The organism is Desulfovibrio sp. An276 (assembly GCF_002159665.1).
GTDB lineage: Bacteria > Desulfobacterota > Desulfovibrionia > Desulfovibrionales > Desulfovibrionaceae > Desulfovibrio > Desulfovibrio faecigallinarum.
The window spans coordinates 1-20,556 of sequence record NZ_NFJC01000034.1; the positions used below are offsets into that span (position 1 = coordinate 1).

Sequence of the window (20,556 nt, forward strand, 5' to 3'; positions counted from 1 at the left end):
TGCCTTCGATGCTGCCGCGTAACTTACGCTTCTACGACGCTGTGAAAAGAATAGCAGTCAGATAGTTGTGCCCTTTCACTGTTTGCTAGGGTATGACTGAATGGATACCTGCCAGTATTGATCAGCACAACGAGCGTGTCAGAAAGGAACTGCATGACAGGCTGCTGGCAATGACACCCAGCGAGTTTGAGGAACTTGTCTCCACCCTGCTGGCCCACATGGGCTTTGATGGTATCGAAGTAACCAGAACCAGCGGCGATGGCGGCATCGATGTCAGAGGCGTTCTCATTGTTGCCGGCTCCATACGCATCAAGATGGCAGTCCAAGCCAAAAGATGGAGCCCCAGAAAGAATGTCCAAGCGCCGATAGTCCAGCAGGTACGCGGCAGCCTTGGCGCGCATGAACAGGGACTCATAATCACGACCAGCGATTTCAGCGCTGGAGCCCGCCAGGAAGCCATCCAGCCAAACAAGAGCCCCATTGCCCTGATCAATGGAGAGAAGCTTGTAAGCCTGCTTATGGAGCACGGTATCGGGGTACAGCGAACTACACAGTACCTCTTTGACATCGATGACGAGCTTTTTCTTTCCAAAAGCTAGTGTCTAAATTGAAAAGTCCATCAACTTATATATTGTTGAAATCATTGAATTTCAGTGCCAAAGTAGTAGGGCGAATTTTTGCAATTAAACACTAGACCAATGCCTGAGAAGTAGTGGCCGCAGGCAATTGCTCCTTGCGAGGAGCCGTGGCAGACTCCAGCAGTGCAGACACTTTTTTAGTGATTTCAAAGACTTTCAGTTATCAAGCTTTACTTAACAACTGAAACATCTTGAAACTATTACATAATCTATGCGAGTGACAAGAATCAGGCTCAAAAACTGGAAAAACTTCCAGAATGTGGATGTGCCACTGGGGCCCCGAACGTTTTTGATCGGCACCAATGCCACCGGCAAGTCCAACTTCCTTGACGCATTGAGGTTCATCGGAGACCTTGCGGAGCATGGTGTATCCAAAGCTGTGCAACGCCGGGGCGGATTAACAGGGCTGCGCTGCCTCTACGCCCGCAAGGAATCCAGCATTGGCCTTGGTTTTACGCTCGATGAGACATGGGACTATGAGCTTGAGCTGACTGAATCCAAGCAGTTTCCTGTTCTGATCAAAAGGGAATATGTGAGCAAGGATGGTACGACTCTTCTGGAACGCCCAGATGACGCTGATAAGGCAGACGTGGAGCGCAGAACGCAGACCGCACTGGAACAGGTCTTCGCCAACCAGAACTTCCGGGATATCGCAAACTTCTTCAAATGCATCTCCTACCGTCATGTTCTGCCCCAAATTGTGCGGGATCCGCAGAGTTTTTCGCCCGTCCCAGTCATGGACGATCCTTATGGGCGTGACTTTGTGCATCAGATATGGGCTACCCCTGCCAAGATCCGTGAAGCCAGATTGCGCCGCATTGCAACGGTGCTGCAAAGCGCCATACCTTCTCTCTTCGGTCTGAAGGTAGAAATGGACGCAAATCCAGGTCAGCCCCATCTTGTGGCAGAGTTCCAGCTCTACTCATCCGGCAAGCACAGCATGAATGAAGGCAGCCTTTCAGACGGAACTCTGCGCCTGATAGCGCTTTTTTGGATCCTGCTGGAAAAAGGCGGACTACTCCTTCTGGAAGAGCCGGAATCGTCCCTGAATGAAGGCGTTGTTCGTTGTCTGGCGTCCCTGTTTGCCAAATTTGCCTTGGGCAAACAGGCACGACAAATCATCGTTTCAACGCATTCCTACGCCCTTCCCGACGATCCGGGAATCCAGCCGGAAGAAGTGCTGAAACTGGAATCAGGAAAGACGGGAACAGTAGTGAGGCCATTGTCAGAGGATTCGCTACGACTGATGAAGAATGGGCTAACTGCGGCAAAGGCTGCATTTCCGGAAATCAGGCACTCGACCTCCTTACTATCTTCCAAATTTCATGTATAATGCAACTGCGAAATTTTTTGCCTTTTGAACTACCCGCTTTGCTGCCTTCTTCATGAGCCACCAAGGAGTGATATCGGCTTTCCGTACATAATCACCCCCACCCTGTTTATCAAGCTCCCGTTCAAGGATGTATAAGTACTGCATGTGAGAGAACCAGTAGGGAGAATGTTCATTTGGATATATGTATTTAAGGAAGTCGAGATATTTTTGTGCGTCTGTAAAAAACTTAGATTTTTCTAAGTTTTGGACAGAAATATCATTATTTATTCGTATTTCAGTTTTTAATTCTTTAGAAATAAGACAGAGAAGATATTTATAGTATTCATCTATCATATGGAGTCCATAAGGACCCCATTTATGTACAATACTTGTTACACGAATTCCTTGTGGAACCTCAATAGAGACACATTTTTTCAAATATTGTTCTAGAAGGTCATAGAATTCTTTAAGACAATTATTGACATGAACAATACGAGAATCTGTACCTGCAAAAAAAGCTCTATGGATAACAATATGATCTATACCATGAAGCTTGGAAATTTTGCGAGCAAATGACGGGAGAAATGCTTTAACAAGCCTCACATGCTCCGAGGAAAAGGGCTCGATTCGTTTGAAAAAGAGCTTTTCCAGATTGGTGTTCTGTCTGGCATCTACAGAGAGAGTGACAAAATGTCCCGCGCCGTCTGTAAGAAGGGGATGCCTCTCCTCTGTGAGATCAATAATCAAAATAGTTCCGGATACTTGTCTACCCCCCCCCCTCATTTTGAGTGAAAGAACTGTCAAGCCTTGCCAAGCCTGTTTTATTGAGATCATCCTCAATCACCCTGCGCTGGAAATTTCCTAAATCCGGGGCAATGTGTAGCCCTTTCAATCTCTCCTGCGGAAATGGTGGCGTACAAGCGCTGACAATGGACGCCCGCGAAGCAAAGGCAGCAATTGTTGCGTCTGCAGCAAATTCAAGAGCATCCCTGGTGATACAGCTGCCCCATGTACGAAATACGGGCATATGTTTTCTCCGAACATATTTTTAGTAATGAGATGTTTTATCTACAGGCAAGGCTACTTTCAAGTGAGACAAGCCGGGCTTCTTCCTCATTGTCTTGCCTTGCGTCAGATTGTTCTTCTAGAGCTGTACAATTCTGCCGATACAAGTTGTATTGCTGACGCACATATTCTCGTGCATCATTGCTGCGACGTGTACCATAGCCAGTAAGCATGCGGCGTTCGTTGAACTCCAAAAAGCGCTGCGCCTGCTCCTGCCAGTCTGCCAAGGTCATATCCTGATGACGCGATGCGCGCATCTCAGCATAATCCAGAAACATGGTCACCAGACGGTTGAGATCATCCAGCTCAGAGGCAGTCAGATAGTTTTTGGCTATATCGGCATCATCCAGCTTGGGTTTATCGCCTCGAAAATGGGTCAATCCCATGCACGGCTTTGTGCCATCAGCTCGCAGAAATTTGATTTCCGCAGCTGTATGCCCACTGACAGCATAGAGCATGCAGTCTTGCAAGTGAGCAAAGAAATTGCGCACAGACTCCTCATTTTTGCTCAAAGCATAATCTACGCTCGTTGCGGCAATAAGGTCCCGCACCTTTCTGTAAAAGAGTTTTTCCGACGAACGGATATCCCGTATTCTATCCAGCAGTTCGCGGAAATGCGCATCATAGCCATCACCGTATTTGAGCTGATCATCGTTCATGGTGAAACCCTTCACCATGTATTCTGACAAGCGCTCCGTGGCCCATGCACGAAACAACGACCCGATTGTGGATCGCACACGATAGCCCACATGCAGCACTGCATCCAGATTATAAAAATTGGTTTTGTAATGTTTTCCATCAGTTGCAGTTATTGAGTATTTTTCAATAACTGCTTCAGGGGACAATTCGCCGTTCTCGAAAATGGCTTTGAGATGTTTGTTGATGTTGGACACAGAGACGCCGTACAGTTGGGCGATCTGCTTTTGTGTCAGCCAGACACTACCTTCCTGCAAACGAACCTCTACATGCACGCGCCCGTCCTCTGTAGCAAAGACAGCTATGCCTCCCGATGTGGAATCTGTTTGGCTCGCTGTTTCCGGTGGCAGTATCTCTGGCATGAGTGGTATAGTACGCTTTGCCATGGTTCAACTCCTTAAAAATTCCTCTTTGCCGCCAGTCATCTCATAACCTGCCCGCTTCAAGGTCGTTCTCTCTGATTGCATTGGACACGGCCTCAATCACCGGGAAATATCGCTCCTCCACACAAATTCGTGCACAAGGGAGATGTTGACTTCTTGTTGCCGAATAGGTGATCCCTATTTCCAGGCATTTGCTATCGAGAGCCTTGCGTATGCCTGTCAGGGCAGCACACAGTTTTGCTAGATCCTCTCGGGCAGCAGACTTTTCAAAAAGCTCCGCGCTGCCGCCCTCTCTGGCCTTCTGTTCTGCCAGGCACAAGGTTTCAAGGCTCTCTTGCAGTATCGGCACTACGCTCCTCTCATAGAGTGCGTACGGCTCTGCTGTCGAATCCGTACTCTTCCGCACAGGCGTGACTGGCGCCAGGATACGTACCGCAAAGCCGTAACCTTCCATTTTGCCCAAGCGGACGCTCTGCATGAATCGCTCTGCGTCTTGTGACCGCCTTGCCGGAGAGCAAGCCATGCGCGTTGCCGCAGCACAGGCCGCAGCCATCAGCAAATCGCGCGCATGTGCCAGAAAATCTACAGCACGCATGATGCCGGGCGCTTCACTCGTCCCATCTTCCGGGAAGCCTCCTATGCGTACGACATCAAAGCCAACCTCTTGCAGATCGTCCAATATCCCCAGCTGTGAGCGCTCCTCTACTCTTTCCAGAGCAGCAAGGATATCGGCAATCCTGTAGGCGTAGTCCGCAAACTCGGCCGCAGCGGGAACCAGAAACTCCTCTTTTCCCAAAGCCCAGATCCCAGCTCTGTCTAAAAAATTCCCCACCTGTTTGGCACCCTTGGCGCGCAGGTAGGCCATGATTTGGGAAGGAGAAATCTTCCGCAATGCAGCTGAATCCGTGATGCGTACTCTCATATCTCTTTAGCCCAAGCCGATTCAGTTATTGAGTTTTACTCAATAACTGAAACACCTCAAAATCATTGCACAAACAAGTTGTTTTTCAAATACGGCGCCTACCATTCCTGCCCCAAATCGCCAGATCACAGGGCACAAAAAAAGCGGCCTGCATTTTCTGCATAACCGCTGTTGTTTTCAAAGTCTATCCCTGCAGCTTTTCTAGTGGTGGGCCCGGAGAGATTCGAACTCCCGACACACAGGTTCGTAGCCTGTTGCTCTATCCAACTGAGCTACGAGCCCACTGATAGGAAAATGCAGAAATATGAACTTGATTTTATATGGTGGGCCCGGAGAGATTCGAACTCCCGACACACAGGTTCGTAGCCTGTTGCTCTATCCAACTGAGCTACGAGCCCACACAATCAGTTCTTCGGAAGTATTTTTGCTTTCCGGAAGAACCAAGAAAAATCTATACTACTTTTTACTCTGCTGCGCAAGCATTAACTGCACGAGCGAGCCTTGCCACCTTGCGGGAAGCCTGACGGCGGTGGATAGCGCCCTTGGCAGCTGCCCTGGCGAGCACGGAAGAAGCCTTTCTCAGGGCTTCTGCTGCTGCAGTCTTGTCATTGGCGGCAACGGCTGCGCGCACAGCCTTCACGGCATTGCGGGCACGAGTGCGTGCTGCGCGGTTCCTGCCCTCATGGACGAGATCCTGACGATGGCGCTTCAAAGCTGACTTATGGTTAGCCACAATTATCCTCCAAATTTGTGAAAGAGCTGAAGCTTTCGTGTGACAACTTCTTGCAAGGGCGAATATTTAGGCTAAACCCCTGCCTCTGTCAAGAAAAATTCACAAATTTTTCCAAAAAAGCTTCAATTTGTTCTGAGACCGGCTCTACTGGCCGATATTTGTGCCCCGCAAAAGCGCTCAATTGGCTTTGCGGGGCACGGTTTCCTGTTACTTTTTGGCCTTGTCTGACTTAAATCTGCAGGGCAGCGAAGTCCGCCACCCTGGAGAACCTGTCGGACAGGGACTTCAGCATGGCAAGCCTGTTTGCGCACAGTTCCGCGTCGTCGCAGGCCACCATGACGTGGTCGAAGAAGTTGTCCAGATGCGGACGCAGCTTCTCCAGCTGGGCAAGAATGCCGGAATAGTCGTGGGCTTCCCACAGATGGTTCAGTATGGGAAGAGCCTCCTCAAGGACCTTGGCAAGGGACTTTTCGGCGTCCTCCTTGAGCAGGGACTTCTTCCAGGTTGCGGGAATGTCCCTTTCCTCGGCAACGTGCTTTGCGACAATGTTTGCCACGCGCTTGAAGGTCTGCACAGAGGATGCGTAGCCCTCGGCCTGACTGAAGGCCTTGAGAGCTTCCACGCGCTCGTCCACGCCCTTCACAGTGCGGCAGTTGGCGCCAAGGGCAGCGTCCACAAGGAGGGTGTTCACCCCAAGGCCCTGGTAGAAGCTGCGCAGCCTTGTCTTGAAGAACTCGTCCAGCTTGTCCAGACACTGGGTCGGGTTCACCTTCCACTCGCGCTCGCCGTAGCCCATCTGGGCCCTGGCAAAGAGTTCGCGCACGTCAAGAGCAAAGCCGAATTTGCGCAAGATGCGGATGATGCCAATGGCGCAGCGGCGAAGACCATTGGGGTCTGCTGTGCTGCTGGGGCAGAGGTTCAGGCCAAAGCAGCCGGCCATGGTGTCCGCCTTGTCTGCCACGGCAAGCAGGGCTCCTGCAACGGTTTCGGGCAGGGGAGAGTCCGGGCCTGCGGGCAGGTACTGCTCCTTCAAAGCCTTTGCCACAACAGGGTCCTCGCCCCATCTTTCCGCGTAGATGCCGCCCATGATGCCCTGCAGGGTGTCGAATTCGCCCACCATGCCGGACACAAGGTCAGCCTTGGCAAGCTTGCCTGCGCGCATGCACTGGGCCTGCATCTCTGGGGCGCACTTTTCTGCGAGCCAGCCGCACAAGGCCTCAAGCCTGCGGCTCTTGTCACCCATGGTACCAAGGCCACGGATGAAGATGACGTGCTCAAGCTTGGCAAGCCAGGCGTCGAAGCCTATCTTCAGATCCTCGTGCCAGAAGAAACGCGCATCTTCCAGGCGGGCGCGCAAAACGCGCTCCCAGCCGTGCTTCACAAGCTCAAGGGACTCTGGCTCTATGTTGAGCACAGTGAGGAAATGGGGGAGAAGGTTTCCTTGTGCATCCTCCACGCCAAAGCTCTTCTGATGGCTTTGCATGCTTGTGATGAGCACTTCCCTGGGCACTTCCAGATAGGTTGTGTCAAAATCCCCTAGAAGAGGCACGGGATGCTCTACAAGGCCTGTCACTTCCTGCAAAAGGGTATCGTCCCAGAGGATGCGTCCCTGGACGCGCTCTGCCTGTACATTGCCCTCACGCACGACAAGCTCGCGCCTCTCGTTTCCGTCCGGCATGACGGCTCCCTGCTTCGAAAGCAGGGGAAGAAGATCCTGAGCCCTCGCCACCTCGAAGGGTCCCCTGCCATGGATGCGGTGCCCGGAGGTCACGCGACCGCTTTCCATGGGGCCGACTTTGAAGGGTACAACCTCGTCGTCGAGAAGGGCCACAATCCACTGCAGGGGCCTTGCGTAGGCAAAGTCGTGGTCAGCCCAGCGCATTCTCTTGGCAAAGGGAATGTGGGCAATGATGTCCGGGCAGATCCCTGCCAGGATGTCCAGGGCATTGCCACCACCCACAAGCTTTTTCACGGCCACGTAATCACCCTTGGGAGTGGAGACAACGTAGGCCTTGTCCATATCAACGCCATTGGTGCGGCAAAAGCCCTCAAGGGCCTTGCCGGGCTTGCCGTCCACATAGGCCACCCTGGCCGGCGGTCCCATGATGATCTCTTCCCTCTCCTCCTGCCTGCGGGCAACCTCGTCTATGCAGACAATGGCGCGCCTTGGGGTCGAGTGGCAGGTGATCTTGCCGTGGGCAAGGCCAGCTTCATCCAGAGCCCTGGCAAAGGCCTCGGCAAGGTAGGCCTCCTCGCCCTGCAGGAAACGGGAAGGCAGCTCCTCGCTGCCGATTTCGAGTACAAAGGCAGATGTGCTAGAGCTTGCCATTACTTTGCCTCCCTGAGCATGGGGTAGTTCATTTCCTTGCGCTGCTCCACGTAGAGCCTTGCTATTGCTGAGGCCAGATTGCGCACCCTGCCTATGTAGGCAGTCCTTTCGGTGATGGAAATGGCTCCGCGCGCGTCAAGCAGATTGAAGGTGTGGGAACACTTCATGCAACAGTCGTAGGCAGGCCAGGGAAGCCCCTTCTCGATGAGTGCCTTGCCTTCCCTTTCGTAGTCGTCGAAATGGGCGAGAAGCATCCTTGCATTGGAACAGTCGAAGTTGTAGCTGGACTGCTCAACCTCGTTCTGATGGTAGATGTCGCCGTAGGTCACATTTTTGTTCCAGGCAATGTCATAGACGCTTTCGACGCCCTGCAGATACATGGTCAGACGCTCAAGGCCGTAGGTCAGCTCCACGCTCACAGGCGAGAGGTCAATGCCTCCCACCTGCTGGAAATAGGTGAACTGGCTCACTTCCATGCCGTTGAGCCACACTTCCCAGCCAAGGCCCCAGGCGCCCAGGGTGGGGGATTCCCAGTCGTCCTCCACAAAGCGGATGTCGTGCTTGTGAGGCTCGATGCCAAGGGCTGCGAGGCTGCCAAGGTACAGGTCCTGGGAATTGACGGGATTGGGTTTCAGGATGACCTGGAACTGGAAATAGCGCTGCAGTCTGTTGGGGTTCTCGCCGTAGCGGCCGTCCGTAGGACGCCTGCAGGGCTCCACATAGGCCACCTTCCAGGGCTCGGGCCCAAGGACCCGCAGGAAGGTGTGGGGGTTGAAGGTGCCTGCCCCGCATTCCACACCCAGGGGCTGCTCCACGACACAGCCCTGCTGCCCCCAGTAGTTTTGCAGGGTCATGATGACGTCTTGAAAATACATAGACTCTCCTCGTCTATATGATTTTGGTTCGAGACCTTGTTGCCAATATATTCCGGGACCATCAAGTGCGGACAAACCGCCCCTTCTCCCAGGCAAGGCCTACATGATAGGCCAGTATGCCGTCAATGCACTGGCTTGCCGCGCGCCTTTGCTCAGGATTCGGGAAAGGAGAGAACGTATCCCCCATCCATTGCGGCCAGGAAAGGGGATTTTCTCCCCGCACAAACTGCATAAGCTTTAAGGTCGAGGGTTCAAGAAAGGCCCCTGTGCGCCTTGCCCCTCCAAAGCGGCTTCGGCAGTCTTCGCACATGGGGCCCCCCTCTTCCACACAAAAAAAGGACTTTCCCACAAGATCCTTGCGGCACAGGCAGCAGTGGAGAAAGTCCGGCGCATAGCCCAAAATGGCCATGAGGCGCAGACGAAAGAAAAGCGGAAGGGTTTGCGACACGTATTCACGCGAGAGAAGTTCAAGGCCTTCTTCCAAAAGCCGCAGGGTCTCGCCTGCCAAATCCTGGGGGACGGAAAGGCCGTCCACAAGCTTCACAAGATTCATGGCAAGGCCCTGGCGGGAGGGGATTGAGCGCAGCGTTCCAGGCCCCTTCAAGAGCAGGGCCTCGGTCAGGTAGTGGTAGTTGCCCTTTACCTTCACCCTGCATTCCAGAAGGTTCAGAAGGTCCAGACAGCCCACAAAGCGCCGCCTTGAGTGCAGTCCCCCAAAGGCCAGGACTGTCAAAACCCCGTGTTCCCTGAACAGAACGCGCAGCCACACGTCGTACTCGCGAAAAATCCCCTTTGCGAGCACAAGTCCCCTGTCGCTCCACTCCATGGCAGGAAGGTTGGCCACCTGAAGGGTAGCCCCCTAGTTGGGCATCTCTTCGGGCGTCAGGGGGAAATTCCAGTTGCGCACCTGTCCCTGGCGGCCGCGGTCAAGCTCGCGGCCGTTGTAGAAGACTCTGACACCGCCAGCATTGCCAAGGCGCAGGCGCAGACTCTCGGCAAAGCTCAGCGTAAGGCTTTCTCCTGCCTGCAGGGTGCGCTGCACGCTTCTGGCATTGTCCACGGTCACGGAAGTCCAGCACATGGTCTCTGCCACCACGACCACGGTATTGGTGCCCTGGGCCTGGGACGCAGGATTCACGCCCTGGGGCAAATTGGGATTGAGGCTGTTGATTCCGCTGACGCCGCTTTCTTGCGTGGGCTCGGGCGTGGCCAACCCTGCCTCGCCGGCAATGGTCGCATTGCCCTGCAGGGTGGACCAGGGGGAGCCGGGGGTCACCACTGCCGGCAGAGGCTCGCGCTCGCCGGGATCCACCAGGGAGAGCGTGGGACTTCCCTCGGAAACCGAGGATCCGGCACCCCTGGGCATGCCCGGCGTTGCCTGGGCCGGGCTTTGCATATTTTTGTCAAAAGAGCCCGGTGCCCCCTGGGGCAGATTGGGGTTGACGCCAGAAACGGTACCCTGCAGGGTGCCCTGGCTTTGGGCGCGCTCTGCCTGGGCCCTGCGCACGTTTTCCTCGCGCTCGCGCATCTGCCTGTCCAGAGTCGGGGAGGCGGACGAGGGCATGGGAGCTACTGTCTGCGGCTCGTCGCTTGTCTCGCGCACGACCAGATCCATGAGATTGAAGTACCAGACTGCAAAGCCTATGAGGCAGGCCATGAAAAGACTTGCAAGAACCCCTATCCAGGGCCTGTGGCGCCTGGGCCTTGCTGCCCTTTCCGGAGTGTAGACAGGGGTGTCGTATTCCTGGGTTGGGGAAAGGAGGCCCAGCACCGGCTTGCAGGCTTCGCTTTCGACCTTCAAAAACTTTGCGTAGGAGCGCAAAAAGCCCCTTGCGTAGGCCTTGTGGGGAAAGAACTCGTACCTGCCCTCCTCTATGGCCTTGAGCGCGTCTTCTCCCAGCTTCAGAGCATTGGCAGCGTCTGCAAGGGAAAGGCCCCTGGCCTCGCGGGCAGAGCGCAGGAGTGCGCCAAGGGACGCGGCATCGGAAGGTGCAGACGGAACAGCTGGCTGAGCTGCTGGCGCAGCCTTGTCCCCTGCAGGGACTCCATCTTCCTCAGGGCCCTGGGGCGTTGTTTCTTCCATGCCCTGATTTGCGGCCTTCTCGTCAGCGACCCACTTTTCCTGAGGCATATAGGTGTTCTTTTTCTGAAGCTGCATGGCTTGTTTCCCCGTGGCTTGTGCCAGTGTCCCCTATGTTTCCCGTTTGGAAAGGGCACTTTTTCGCCCTTGTCCCTTAATGAACCGAAGAGGGAACAGAGCGTGCTGTTCCCTCTTGTGCTTTCCCCAGGGGAAAGACTTATAGGCGTATGTCTATGATGGCCTTTTCGCGCAGCTGCTTGTTGTAGTCCTCAAGGCGCTCGGCAGCCTTGGGATTGCGCAAAATGCCGTCAATCATGGGCGTTGCCTCCTCGAGGGTCATGATGCGCAAGGGCGTCTGGTCGCCGTTTGGCCTGAAAAGCCGCACCTGGGCCTTCAGCTGGGCGTTGAAGTTGAAAAGCGGTGTCACATCCCCTGGCTGCATGCTGGTCAATCTTGCACGCCACTCGGGGTTCAGGCGATCCCACATGACAGGGCCGCCGTCGCCGCCCTGGTTGCGGTTGGGCAGAACAGAGTACTTCTTCGAGGCCTCCATCCAGCTTATCTCGCCGTTTTTAAGCTTTCTGGCAATGGTCGATGCCGGGGCCTGGGGGTGGTAGACGATGAGGGCCATGTGCAGACCTTCACGGTTGAACATGGTATCCTTGTGCTTTTCGTAGTAGTCGCGAATCTCGTCCTGCGTGACCACAACCCTGCGGCCAACTTCCATGGACATGATGCGCTGGCGGATCATGCGCACGCGGTTGTTCTCGCGCACTTCGGCCAAAGTCAGCCCCTGCCTTTTCAGGGCCTTTTCGAACTGCTCCTTCGTCATGCCCTGCTGGGTGTACATGTCCGTGATTTCCTTGTCCACATCACGGTCGGAAATGACAATCTTCAGGCGCTGGGCCTCCTGCTTGTAGAGAATGTCCAGGATCATCATATCCAGAACCTTGCGCAGGATAGCGTCCACCTTTTCCTTGTCCTTGGGGGAATTGGGGTTCAGGCGCGCCCTCTGCATTTCCGGCAGGGCATTGCGCTGCAGATCGAACATTGTGATGGCCTTGCCATTCACAACGGCGCAGACCTTGTTGATGTGGGCAGCCTCTGCGGGCGCGACAAAAAGGCAGGAAAAGACAAGGACAAGGGCCAGACACAAAGGCACAAGCCCAAAGGATGCAGGCTTAAAAGACATACTGCGGACGAACATGTGTTTCACAGTCGAACCTCGTGTATCATTTGAAAAAGGACAAACGCCGAAGCTATTGTTTGCTGTATTTCCTGACAGGCAATGGGGAAATGAGACAAGCCCAAAAGGCCTGCAGGACAAAGGTGCAAGAGCCCCTGTTTGTCAGGGGCAAATCAGGGCTTTACTACCCATTTTGGGCGGAAATTGCAACGAGTAGGACAGCGTTTGCCATGGGCAAGGCCCTGGGCTTTTGCCTTGCCCCAAAGACCCTAAAAGCCCCTCTTGCGGGTGGAGGGGATGACGCGCCTTGCCCTTGCCGAAGACGCATGGGACGCGGAAGATGCCGCGTGTTTGCCAGCCTTCCCTCCCCTGGCAGTGCCGTCGAGAACGCGAGGCTCAAGTCTCTCCCCTGCTTCCTTTGCCAAACCTGCAGAGCCATTCGCAGATTTGTCTTCCTCAGGGTTTTCGGCGCGCAAAAGCTCAAGGCGTGCGCGCAGGTCCCGCAAATTGTCGGAGTAGGAAAGGGAACGGTCAAGGGGCACAAGGATGGTGGTTGTCGGGACGAGCTGGGCTCCTTCTGTTTTTTGCAAGAAGTCCATGATTCGTGCAGGCTCAACTGCCGTTTGCCCGTCAGCCCAGGAAAGCCTGACCTTTGCAAGCGTCAAATCCGCCTTTTCCACCTGCAGGGAGCTTAAAAACTGCTTGAAATCCAGGATGGAGAGGAAGGTTGCAAACTCCTCGGGGAAGGCACCAAATCTGTCGCGCAGGGAAAGGGCAAGGGCTTCGCGCTCCTGGCCTGTGGCAGCACCCGTAAGGGAGCGGTAGGCCTTCAGGCGCTCGGCATCGTCCGCAATGTAGGTCTCGGGTATGCGGGCGGGCACACCGATGTTGACCTCGGTTGCCACCTTGCGCTCGTGCACAGTGCCACGCAACCGATCCACTGCCTGTTCGAGCATTTCAAGATAGAGATCAAGGCCAACCTTTGCCATCTGCCCAGTCTGGGCCTCGCCAAGGATGTTGCCGGCACCCCTCAGGCGCAGATCTTCCATGGCCACCTTGAAGCCGGCACCAAGGAAGTCCATGTCCTGCAAAATGCTTAGCCTTTCCTCTGCAATGCGCGTCATGTGGCTTGTGTCCGGCACAACGAAATAGGCATAGGCCTGACGGTCGCTTCTGCCAACGCGCCCCCTCAGCTGATAGAGCTGACCCAGGCCAAAGTTTTGCGCCTGATCGACTATCAAGGTGTTGGCCCTTGGAAAATCAAGGCCCGATTCGATGATGGAGGTGCACACGAGGACGTCCAGAAGGCCGTGCCAGAACTTGCGCATGGCATCGTCCACGTCCTTTTCCGCCATCTGCCCGTGCACCATGGCAACACGCGCGCCAGGCACAAGCCTTTCCACATAGGCCTTCACCCTCTCAAGACCCTGCACGCGGTTGTAGACCCAGAATATCTGCCCCTCGCGGGCAATCTCCCGCTCAAGCACGGAACGCAGGGTCTCGTCGTTTCTTTCGAGCACGGCTGTGGCTACGGGCTTGCGCTCCCTTGGCGGTGTCTCGATAAGGGAAAGATCGCGTATGCCGGACATGGAAAGCTGCAATGTCCTTGGGATGGGCGTGGCAGTGAGTGTCAGCACATCCACGTTTTTCTTTATTTCCTTCAGGCGTTCCTTGTGGCGCACCCCGAAGCGCTGCTCCTCGTCCAGGATGAGCAATCCCAGGTTGGGCAGGGAGACGTCCTTGGAGAGGAGCCTGTGTGTGCCGACCAGTATGTCCAGCTTGCCGCTTGCAGCCTCTTCCAGAACCTTCATCTGCTGCTTGTGGCTCACAAAGCGCGAAAGAAGGCCAATGGAAAGGGGAAAGCCCTTCATGCGCGCCCTGAAGGTCTGGTAGTGCTGCTCTGCCAGAACAGTTGTGGGGCACAAGAGTGCCACCTGACGCGAGTTTGAGGCAGCAAGGAAGGCTGCCCGCATGGCAACCTCGGTCTTGCCAAAGCCCACGTCGCCGCACACAAGCCTGTCCATGGGCACATCGCGGGACATGTCCCGCAGGACGTCCTGTATGGCCCTGTCCTGGTCCGGTGTTTCCTCGTAGCCAAAGGACGCGCAAAATTCCGCATAGAGCTCGTCCGGGGGATCGTAGTGAAAGCCCTTGGCCACCTTGCGAAAGGCGTACATTTCGATAAGGTCTGCAGCAATCTTTTCGACTGCCTTTCTGGCCTTTTCCCTAGTTGTCCCCCAGGTCACTGAGCCAAGACGGCTCAACCCCGGAGCAAAGCCCTCGCCAGCCCTGTAGCGCTGCACAACATCCAGCCTGTCCACAGGCAGATAGAGCCTGTCGTCGCCCTGGTATTCGAGCAGGAGAAAATCGTTGACAACGCCTTCTGTGGCAACGCTCTTCAAGCCTCGAAAGCGGCCTATGCCATAGTCGCGGTGGACAAGCAGCTCCCCGTCCTTCAGATCGTCGAAGGAATCAAGGCCCTGGAAGGCGCGGGTCATGGTGCGCGCACTTTTTTCCGCCTTGGGCAAAAAGACGTTCTGCCCAAGGATGACAATGTTTGCCCACTCAAGCTCTGCTCCGCCCTGCAAAGGGGATACCAGGGCAAAGAGCCCCTTCTGGTCTTTTGCGTAGCGCTCCTTTGGGACAATGCCTTCCTGGGCTGCCAGCTTCACAAAACGCTGGCGCTGCCTTGCCGAAGTAAAGCTCAGGATGATCTGCCGTCTTGTCTTGCTCCACTCCCGCAAAAGGGCACTTACATACTGCCAGGGGCGATCCCTTGCCTCGGGTTCGCGAAAAAGCTCCTGAAAGTCGCGTATGGGGCGCTCGATCAGGGCCTCGCCCTTGGCCTCGACGCCCACGACCAGGGGTTCGGACCAGACAACGTCCGATCTTTCCCCATCCCGGGCCCAAGGAAAGGTATCTTTCGCACGCAGGACAAGGCCTGGGGACTGCAAAACCTGGGCGCGCGCGCCCTGTATCCTCTGGGCCAGATCCTCCCATGTTTCCTCAAAGGCCCTTTGCGTGGCCTCCTCGCCTGCGCACAAGTAGAGTGTATCCCTGGGAAGCCAGTCTTCAAGAAGGGATGTGTGTTCGCAGACGGAACCTGGCAGAAGGGTGCGCCCGCCCTGCTCAAGAGCCTTGTGACAATCGTAGGCTATGTCGGAGCTGATGCTGCCGGATTTTGCGAGTTTTTCCAGACGAGCGGAAAACGAGGCCTGCACTTCGGGCGTTCTCAGCCAGGGGCTTGCAGGGAGTATGGTTGCCTCGTCAAGGCTTTGCAGCGAGCGCTGTGTCTGCTCGTCAAAAAGCCTCAGCTCCTCGATTGTGTCGTCGAAGAATTCGATGCGCAATGGATGGCGAAAGCCTGAGGCATAGACATCCATAATGTCCCCGCGCCTTGCCATTTCGCCAGGGCGCGTCACCATGGGCACGCGCGTGTAGCCAAGCGTATCCAGCCGCCCGAGCAATTCTTCAGGGGGAAAGGTAGCATTGGGTGCAAGATCGACGCTTGCGCCTGCAAAAAAGTCCTTTGGAGGCAGGCGCAGCACAAGGCTTTCCACGCTTGCGACCACGATGTGGGGCCCCTGCGTAGTCAGGGCGTAGAGGGCAGCAAGGCGCCTTGGCCAGTCCATCTGCTCTTCGCGCACCAAAAGGCCCTGCGGTATGGTCACAAGGGGACGTTCCCACAGGGGACAGGCGGGATTTGGGTCTGCAAGGGAAAGGTCTGCGCAAAAAAGCCTTGCGTAGGCCTCAAGCTCTGCGAGAGCTGCGCGCGAGGCTGCCACAAGGACCGCCGTGCGCCCAGCCTCATACGCCTCGAAGGCAAGCCTTGCCAAAGTGGCACAGCCTGCCCGCACAATGGTCCTTGTCCCGCGTGCTCCGCCTGTTGCTTCTCTTTCTTCCCTGCCCATGTGTTTCCCCAACATGCATGAAAAAAGCCGGTTTCCCGGCCACAAACGTTTCCTTATTCCCAAAAGCCCAGCTAGACTTGTACCCTATTGCGGATTGCCCCCGCCCTGGCAGCATCCGGAAGAACAGCCATCGGACGCACAATCTGAAGCGCATCCAGATGAACAGTCCCCGGAACAGCCGCAGCTGCAGGAAAAGGCAGAGGGATCAATGAAGGCGCGCTCTGGGCGCACAACCAGTTCCCCATCCTTCAGGATCACGGACACAAGGCCTGTCTTACCGGCAAGGTTTTTGTCCATGCAAAAGGTTATGCCCCCGATCTCTTCTGCCACGTCCGTGGGATCCACCTGATCGCTCATGATGGAGAGCATGGGACCGTTGCAGGAACCAGGCGTCACATACACGCGCAATATCTTTTCTATGTCCGGATTCTCGGCAAAAAAGGAGGCTATGGCGGCTTGCGCATCAGGCTTCACGCTGAACATCTCTCATCTCCTATGAGAAGGGCTTCCCCGACCCCGCTTCTGGGTTTTGGGGAAGCCCGAATTTTCTAGTGGCAACCGCCGCTGCAGCCGCTGCCGCAGGAGGAGCAACCGCCACCGGTATTTTCCAGGGGATGCTCGGGGGTCAGGGTGAAGCCCATGTAGCTCACATCAAGGCTCATCTCGCCGGTCTGCTCGGAGAGCTCCCTTGCCATGCAGAAGGTCATGTCCTCGAGGGTCTCTGTTACGTCCGCATCGTTTGCCTCGTCCAGGGCCATGGTGAGACGGGGACCGCAGCAGCCGCCGGGGGCAAGGTAGATGCGGATGGATTTCTTCATTTCGGGATGGCTGGCAAAGAAGGCGTCCAGTTCCTTCTTCGCGCTGTCGGACATCTTGATCATATGATGCTCCAGATTGAATGCTTGAATGTTTGAGGATGGTATTTTTCCGGACAAAAATTCGGACACCCGGATTTTCCGGATTGTCGCAAAAATGCCGGACTATCGCAAAATTCCTGATTGCCGCAAAAGGCTAGTGGCAGCCCGAACAGCCTGCGCAGCCGCCGCTGCAGCTCGACCCTGGCAGGGGCACAAGGGGCGTGCAGACAAAGCCTGTCTGCCCCACGTCTATCTCCACCTCGCGCACAAGGAGCATAAGCTCCCTTGTCATGCAGAAGGTAAAGCCGCCCTTTTCCTCTGTCACGTCCTCATCATTCACTGCCTTGTCCATGGCAAGGATGAGCATGGGGCCGGGGATGGCGTAGATGCGGAGGGTTGGCTTTTCCTTGCTCGGAAAGCAGGTCTCGAGAAAGGCTTTGGCCTTGTCGGAAAGTATGATCATGGTGGTATTCCCATGCGCAGGAGACCCCGCGCGCAAGATGCAAAAAGGCCAAATTGAAATAGGTTCTTCCCTTCCCCTTGTCAAACCCGTACCCAGAAAATATCCGTTCGTGGGAAAATCTTTGCACTTGATTCCAAAACGTTGGCTTTTTTCTTCCCCACAAAGCGCATAGCCCATCTTCCCTCCTTTTCCCGAAATCCAGACTTTTCGGCACTTCACAAGAATGCGCAAGTTGCGCTAGTCTTTGTTCTATCCATTCCATTTCAGGCACCCATGCCCCAATGCCTGCCAGGGCAGGACACGAAGGAGGACACATGGCACGCAAGCTCATCCTGGGCGAACAGGACATAGCCCGCATTCTCGACAGACTGGCCTCGGAAGTGATCGACAGGCACGGCGACTGCAAGGATCTGGTCCTTGTGGGCATAGAGCGCCGCGGAGCGGATCTCGCAAGGCGCCTTCAGGGGCTTATTCAGGAAAAGGCCGGACACGACATTGGTCTTGGCACGCTTGACATCAATCTCTATCGCGACGACTGGACCAGCATGGAGGCCTCCCCCCATGTGGGTACCTCGCACATGAGAACACCCATCACAGGCGCAACCGTCCTTCTCATAGACGATGTGCTCTACACAGGCAGGACCATCAGATCCGCGCTTGAGGCCATGCAGGACTACGGAAGACCCAACAGGGTGGAACTTCTGGTGCTCATTGACCGTGGTCACAGGGAACTGCCCATACAGGCAGACTATATTGGCCGCAAAATCGAGACCACCAACAGGGAACACATAGACGTCCTTCTGAAGGAGCGCGACGGCTCGGATGAGGTAGATCTTATCTACGCCTAGGGACCAAACCGAAACTTCCTGCGCTAACTGACAGTCAGCACGCGAGAGTACCCATATCCTTTGCCATGATAGAAGTTCTCAGGGCCAAACTGCACGGCATTCACGTTACCGGATGCGATCTGGACTACCACGGATCCGTCACGCTCGATCCCCAAATCTGCGAGAGGGCAGGCATCCTGCCCCTGGAATTCGTGTACATCTGGAACAAGAACAACGGCCAGCGCATCTCGACGTATGTACTCTTTGGGGAGCCAGGCACCCGCTGCTGTATCCTGAACGGCGCTGCAGCCAGATGCTGCCAGAAGGGCGATCCCGTCATCATCTGCGCCTCGGAATACATAGCCGATCGAAAAGAGCTCTACGACATACAGCCGAAGGTTCTGACCTTTGATCAGCAAAACCGCGTTGTCGAAGAGCTTCACTACGACGTCTTTCCATCGCGGGAACGTGCCTATGATTTCAGGATAGTGGAAGACACTGCGAAACAGGACGGCTAGGGCGAAGAGCACAACAAATACAAAACACCCTCCCAAAAGGCTGTATGGCCTTCGGGGAGGGTGTTTTCCTGTCTTGCAGAATTGTCAGTTCGTCCCTGCCTCTTCCCTCTTCTCAATCTTGCGTATGCGCCACGTGCGCAGGGCGAACAGGACTGCCAGCATGACGGCAATGGCCATGTTTGCCACCCGGACACGTGCCGCGTTGAGCGAACCGTCAAAGGACATGATGGCCACCTGCCCCCATTCCGTGTGGTAGAGGGCAAGGCCAAGGGCAAAGTTGCAGGCAACAACCACTATCCCCGCAAGCGTCCAGTAGAAGGGAATGCGCTCGCCCAATATCCAGGAATGTCTGTAGAAGCGAAAATGCGCAGCCAGCAGGGGAATGAGAAAGACTGCTGCCACAAGGGCGGCAGGCCAGCTGAAGCCCTTCATGAGCGCGCCAAGAACGCCGAGGCTCAAAAAGACAACTGCGTAGCGGAAGGCGTACTTTTGCCTCTGGCCAAGGCCAAAGGCCACAAAGAGCAAAAGGCAGCCCGAGACAGCGCAGACGAGGTGTCCCAGCATAATGAGCTCATCCGGCAAAAGGCTTGCAAGCCAGGCTATGTCCGAGGCCCTGCTGGGGAGTGTCGAGGAGATGAGCAGGACCATGCCTGCGAGAAAGGTGAGGTAGGAGGTAATGATGGGCGAGAGAACGGAGAGCCAGCGCCCTGCGTCGTGCAGAAGGTTCTTTCGCTGGTGTATTTCGTAGATGGCGAGCAAGACTGCTGCCACAAGCAGGGGCAGTATATAATAGATGAGGCGGAAGAGAAGCACTGCCGCAAAGACCATCTGCTCGTGCGGCGTGTCCGTCATGTGGATGATGATAAGCTCGAATATGCCAACACCACCCGGGATGTGGGTGAGAACGACTGCCACCATGGCCATGAGGTAGCCCGGCAGAAATTCGAGAAAGCTCACCTTCACGGCCGAGGGGAGCAAAACCCACATGCAGGCAGCTGCGCAGACAAGGTCAATCCAGGACACAAAGATCTGTGCCAGGGCTATCTTCGGGGTCGGAAACACAAAGACCTTGCCAAAGATCTTCACGGGCTTGCGCACGCGAAGGCACAATGCCACGTACACTATGGTTATGGAGAGGAGCACGTAGCCCAAAAGGCGCACATCGTGCAGGGGGAGGCGCTCAAGAAGTTCCTCGGGAAGCTTCGGCGGGGCTATGATGAAGACAAGGCCGCTCAAGCCCAAGGCGCCGATCCAGAAGGCCACACCCAGAATGAGGATAAGGTGAAGCACATCGTGTACGGTAAAGCCCCATACGGAGTAGAAGCGAAAGCGCACGCTTGTTCCGCCAAGCAGGGCACCGAAATTGAAGCTCACTGCCTGGCCCACTATGGACACAAGGCTCACCCTGGAAAGCGGAAGCCTCTTGTGTATGGCCAATAGGGCCAGCCAGTCGTAGCCAATGAGAATCATGTAGTTGACGACAGCAAGCCCCAGGGAAAGGGCAATGCGCACAGGATGTATCTGATCTATGCTGGCCCTGATTTCCTCTATGCTGTAGCTCGAAAGCTTGTTGTAGAGCAGATATACAGCCAGAACAAAAATGGCCGCCACTATCACTGGTCCAAGATAGCGCAAGTATTTCTTCATCCTGCTCTCCATCATCAACACGGAAATTGACCGCCTACGCCTGGCGGCCTTTGGCGGGAAGGAGCCAGGGGGAGGTTGCAGCTTGCAAAAGGCAAAACAGCCGCCCCACAAAAG

The 20,556-nt window shown here is 55.4% G+C and carries 19 protein-coding genes and 2 tRNA genes; 4 read left to right on the forward strand and 17 right to left on the reverse strand.

Annotation, left to right across the window (positions count from 1 at the left end; translation table 11 throughout):
* The first annotated feature begins 92 nt into the window (after positions 1 to 92).
* Entirely contained in the window at positions 93 to 599 is a 507-nt protein-coding gene (locus B5F76_RS11735; RefSeq protein WP_087354783.1) for a restriction endonuclease, read from the forward strand.
* Positions 600 to 849: 250 nt separating this feature from the next.
* Entirely contained in the window at positions 850 to 1,971 is a 1,122-nt protein-coding gene (locus B5F76_RS11740) for an AAA family ATPase (RefSeq protein ID WP_087354785.1), read from the forward strand.
* Here B5F76_RS11740 and B5F76_RS11745 read toward each other — a convergent pair.
* The 16 genes from B5F76_RS11745 to B5F76_RS11815 form a co-directional block, all read right to left on the reverse strand.
* Positions 1,948 to 2,697, reverse strand: a complete 750-nt coding sequence (locus B5F76_RS11745; protein ID WP_144268475.1) for a DUF6270 domain-containing protein — start codon at positions 2,695 to 2,697, stop codon at positions 1,948 to 1,950. The genes B5F76_RS11740 and B5F76_RS11745 overlap by 24 nt on opposite strands.
* A 19-nt stretch (positions 2,698 to 2,716) precedes the next feature.
* Positions 2,717 to 2,977: a DUF6270 domain-containing protein gene (locus B5F76_RS15485; RefSeq protein WP_144268476.1), complete on the reverse strand. Its 261-nt coding sequence runs from the start codon at positions 2,975 to 2,977 to the stop codon at positions 2,717 to 2,719.
* Positions 2,978 to 3,014: 37 nt separating this feature from the next.
* On the reverse strand, positions 3,015 to 4,097 hold the full coding sequence (gene rhuM, locus B5F76_RS11750) for a RhuM family protein (protein ID WP_087354789.1): 1,083 nt from the start codon (positions 4,095 to 4,097) through the stop codon (positions 3,015 to 3,017).
* A 40-nt stretch (positions 4,098 to 4,137) separates the two neighbouring features.
* On the reverse strand, positions 4,138 to 4,959 hold the full coding sequence (locus B5F76_RS11755; RefSeq protein WP_087354791.1) for a hypothetical protein: 822 nt from the start codon (positions 4,957 to 4,959) through the stop codon (positions 4,138 to 4,140).
* A 262-nt stretch (positions 4,960 to 5,221) separates the two neighbouring features.
* Positions 5,222 to 5,298 (reverse strand) — tRNA-Arg (locus tag B5F76_RS11760).
* Positions 5,299 to 5,337: 39 nt separating this feature from the next.
* Positions 5,338 to 5,414: transfer RNA gene (locus B5F76_RS11765), tRNA-Arg, on the reverse strand.
* Positions 5,415 to 5,479: 65 nt separating this feature from the next.
* On the reverse strand, positions 5,480 to 5,749 hold the full coding sequence (gene rpsT / locus B5F76_RS11770; RefSeq protein ID WP_087354793.1) for a 30S ribosomal protein S20: 270 nt from the start codon (positions 5,747 to 5,749) through the stop codon (positions 5,480 to 5,482).
* A gap of 229 nt (positions 5,750 to 5,978) precedes the next feature.
* A complete protein-coding gene (gene glyS, locus B5F76_RS11775; protein ID WP_087354795.1) occupies positions 5,979 to 8,078 on the reverse strand; it encodes a glycine--tRNA ligase subunit beta in 2,100 nt (699 codons plus the stop codon).
* Entirely contained in the window at positions 8,078 to 8,953 is an 876-nt protein-coding gene (locus B5F76_RS11780) for a glycine--tRNA ligase subunit alpha (protein WP_087354797.1), read from the reverse strand. Before B5F76_RS11780 ends, glyS begins: the two co-directional genes overlap by 1 nt.
* A gap of 61 nt (positions 8,954 to 9,014) precedes the next feature.
* A complete protein-coding gene (recO, locus tag B5F76_RS11785) occupies positions 9,015 to 9,797 on the reverse strand; it encodes a DNA repair protein RecO (protein WP_087354799.1) in 783 nt (260 codons plus the stop codon).
* Between the two features lie 15 nt (positions 9,798 to 9,812).
* A complete protein-coding gene (locus tag B5F76_RS11790; RefSeq protein WP_087354801.1) occupies positions 9,813 to 11,111 on the reverse strand; it encodes a helix-turn-helix domain-containing protein in 1,299 nt (432 codons plus the stop codon).
* Between the two features lie 139 nt (positions 11,112 to 11,250).
* Positions 11,251 to 12,225, reverse strand: coding sequence for a peptidylprolyl isomerase (locus B5F76_RS11795; protein WP_087354803.1), 975 nt, complete (start codon positions 12,223 to 12,225; stop codon positions 11,251 to 11,253).
* Between the two features lie 263 nt (positions 12,226 to 12,488).
* Positions 12,489 to 16,130, reverse strand: a complete 3,642-nt coding sequence (gene mfd / locus B5F76_RS11800; RefSeq protein ID WP_087354804.1) for a transcription-repair coupling factor — start codon at positions 16,128 to 16,130, stop codon at positions 12,489 to 12,491.
* A gap of 84 nt (positions 16,131 to 16,214) precedes the next feature.
* Positions 16,215 to 16,613, reverse strand: coding sequence for a hypothetical protein (locus B5F76_RS11805; RefSeq protein WP_087354806.1), 399 nt, complete (start codon positions 16,611 to 16,613; stop codon positions 16,215 to 16,217).
* A 65-nt stretch (positions 16,614 to 16,678) separates the two neighbouring features.
* Positions 16,679 to 17,011, reverse strand: a complete 333-nt coding sequence (locus B5F76_RS11810) for an IscA/HesB family protein (protein ID WP_087354808.1) — start codon at positions 17,009 to 17,011, stop codon at positions 16,679 to 16,681.
* A gap of 130 nt (positions 17,012 to 17,141) precedes the next feature.
* The gene (locus B5F76_RS11815; protein WP_087354829.1) at positions 17,142 to 17,450 is read right to left on the reverse strand and encodes a hypothetical protein; all 309 of its coding nucleotides are present in this window, start codon (positions 17,448 to 17,450) and stop codon (positions 17,142 to 17,144) included.
* Between the two features lie 314 nt (positions 17,451 to 17,764).
* Between B5F76_RS11815 and pyrR the strand changes: the two genes are divergently transcribed.
* Complete coding sequence (pyrR, locus tag B5F76_RS11820) at positions 17,765 to 18,298, forward strand: bifunctional pyr operon transcriptional regulator/uracil phosphoribosyltransferase PyrR (RefSeq protein WP_087354810.1); 534 nt, start codon at positions 17,765 to 17,767, stop codon at positions 18,296 to 18,298.
* A 65-nt stretch (positions 18,299 to 18,363) separates the two neighbouring features.
* Positions 18,364 to 18,795 (forward strand): aspartate 1-decarboxylase, encoded by a 432-nt coding sequence (locus tag B5F76_RS11825; protein ID WP_087354813.1) that lies wholly within the window; start codon positions 18,364 to 18,366, stop codon positions 18,793 to 18,795.
* Between the two features lie 84 nt (positions 18,796 to 18,879).
* On the opposite strand, the gene B5F76_RS11830 is transcribed toward B5F76_RS11825, so the two are convergent.
* On the reverse strand, positions 18,880 to 20,442 hold the full coding sequence (locus tag B5F76_RS11830; RefSeq protein WP_087354815.1) for a lysylphosphatidylglycerol synthase transmembrane domain-containing protein: 1,563 nt from the start codon (positions 20,440 to 20,442) through the stop codon (positions 18,880 to 18,882).
* Positions 20,443 to 20,556 lie beyond the last annotated feature (114 nt).

Coding starts and splice junctions, on each gene's coding strand:
- B5F76_RS11735 (WP_087354783.1), top strand. CDS start 93: ATGACTGAATGGATACCTGCCAGTATTGATCAGCACAACGAGCGTGTC.
- B5F76_RS11740 (WP_087354785.1), top strand. CDS start 850: ATGCGAGTGACAAGAATCAGGCTCAAAAACTGGAAAAACTTCCAGAAT.
- B5F76_RS15485 (WP_144268476.1), bottom strand. CDS start 2,977: ATGCCCGTATTTCGTACATGGGGCAGCTGTATCACCAGGGATGCTCTT.
- rhuM (WP_087354789.1), bottom strand. CDS start 4,097: ATGGCAAAGCGTACTATACCACTCATGCCAGAGATACTGCCACCGGAA.
- B5F76_RS11755 (WP_087354791.1), bottom strand. CDS start 4,959: ATGGCCTACCTGCGCGCCAAGGGTGCCAAACAGGTGGGGAATTTTTTA.
- glyS (WP_087354795.1), bottom strand. CDS start 8,078: ATGGCAAGCTCTAGCACATCTGCCTTTGTACTCGAAATCGGCAGCGAG.
- B5F76_RS11780 (WP_087354797.1), bottom strand. CDS start 8,953: ATGTATTTTCAAGACGTCATCATGACCCTGCAAAACTACTGGGGGCAG.
- B5F76_RS11790 (WP_087354801.1), bottom strand. CDS start 11,111: ATGCAGCTTCAGAAAAAGAACACCTATATGCCTCAGGAAAAGTGGGTC.
- B5F76_RS11795 (WP_087354803.1), bottom strand. CDS start 12,225: ATGTCTTTTAAGCCTGCATCCTTTGGGCTTGTGCCTTTGTGTCTGGCC.
- mfd (WP_087354804.1), bottom strand. CDS start 16,130: ATGGGCAGGGAAGAAAGAGAAGCAACAGGCGGAGCACGCGGGACAAGG.
- B5F76_RS11805 (WP_087354806.1), bottom strand. CDS start 16,613: ATGTTCAGCGTGAAGCCTGATGCGCAAGCCGCCATAGCCTCCTTTTTT.
- B5F76_RS11810 (WP_087354808.1), bottom strand. CDS start 17,011: ATGATCAAGATGTCCGACAGCGCGAAGAAGGAACTGGACGCCTTCTTT.
- B5F76_RS11815 (WP_087354829.1), bottom strand. CDS start 17,450: ATGATCATACTTTCCGACAAGGCCAAAGCCTTTCTCGAGACCTGCTTT.
- pyrR (WP_087354810.1), top strand. CDS start 17,765: ATGGCACGCAAGCTCATCCTGGGCGAACAGGACATAGCCCGCATTCTC.
- B5F76_RS11825 (WP_087354813.1), top strand. CDS start 18,364: ATGATAGAAGTTCTCAGGGCCAAACTGCACGGCATTCACGTTACCGGA.
- B5F76_RS11830 (WP_087354815.1), bottom strand. CDS start 20,442: ATGAAGAAATACTTGCGCTATCTTGGACCAGTGATAGTGGCGGCCATT.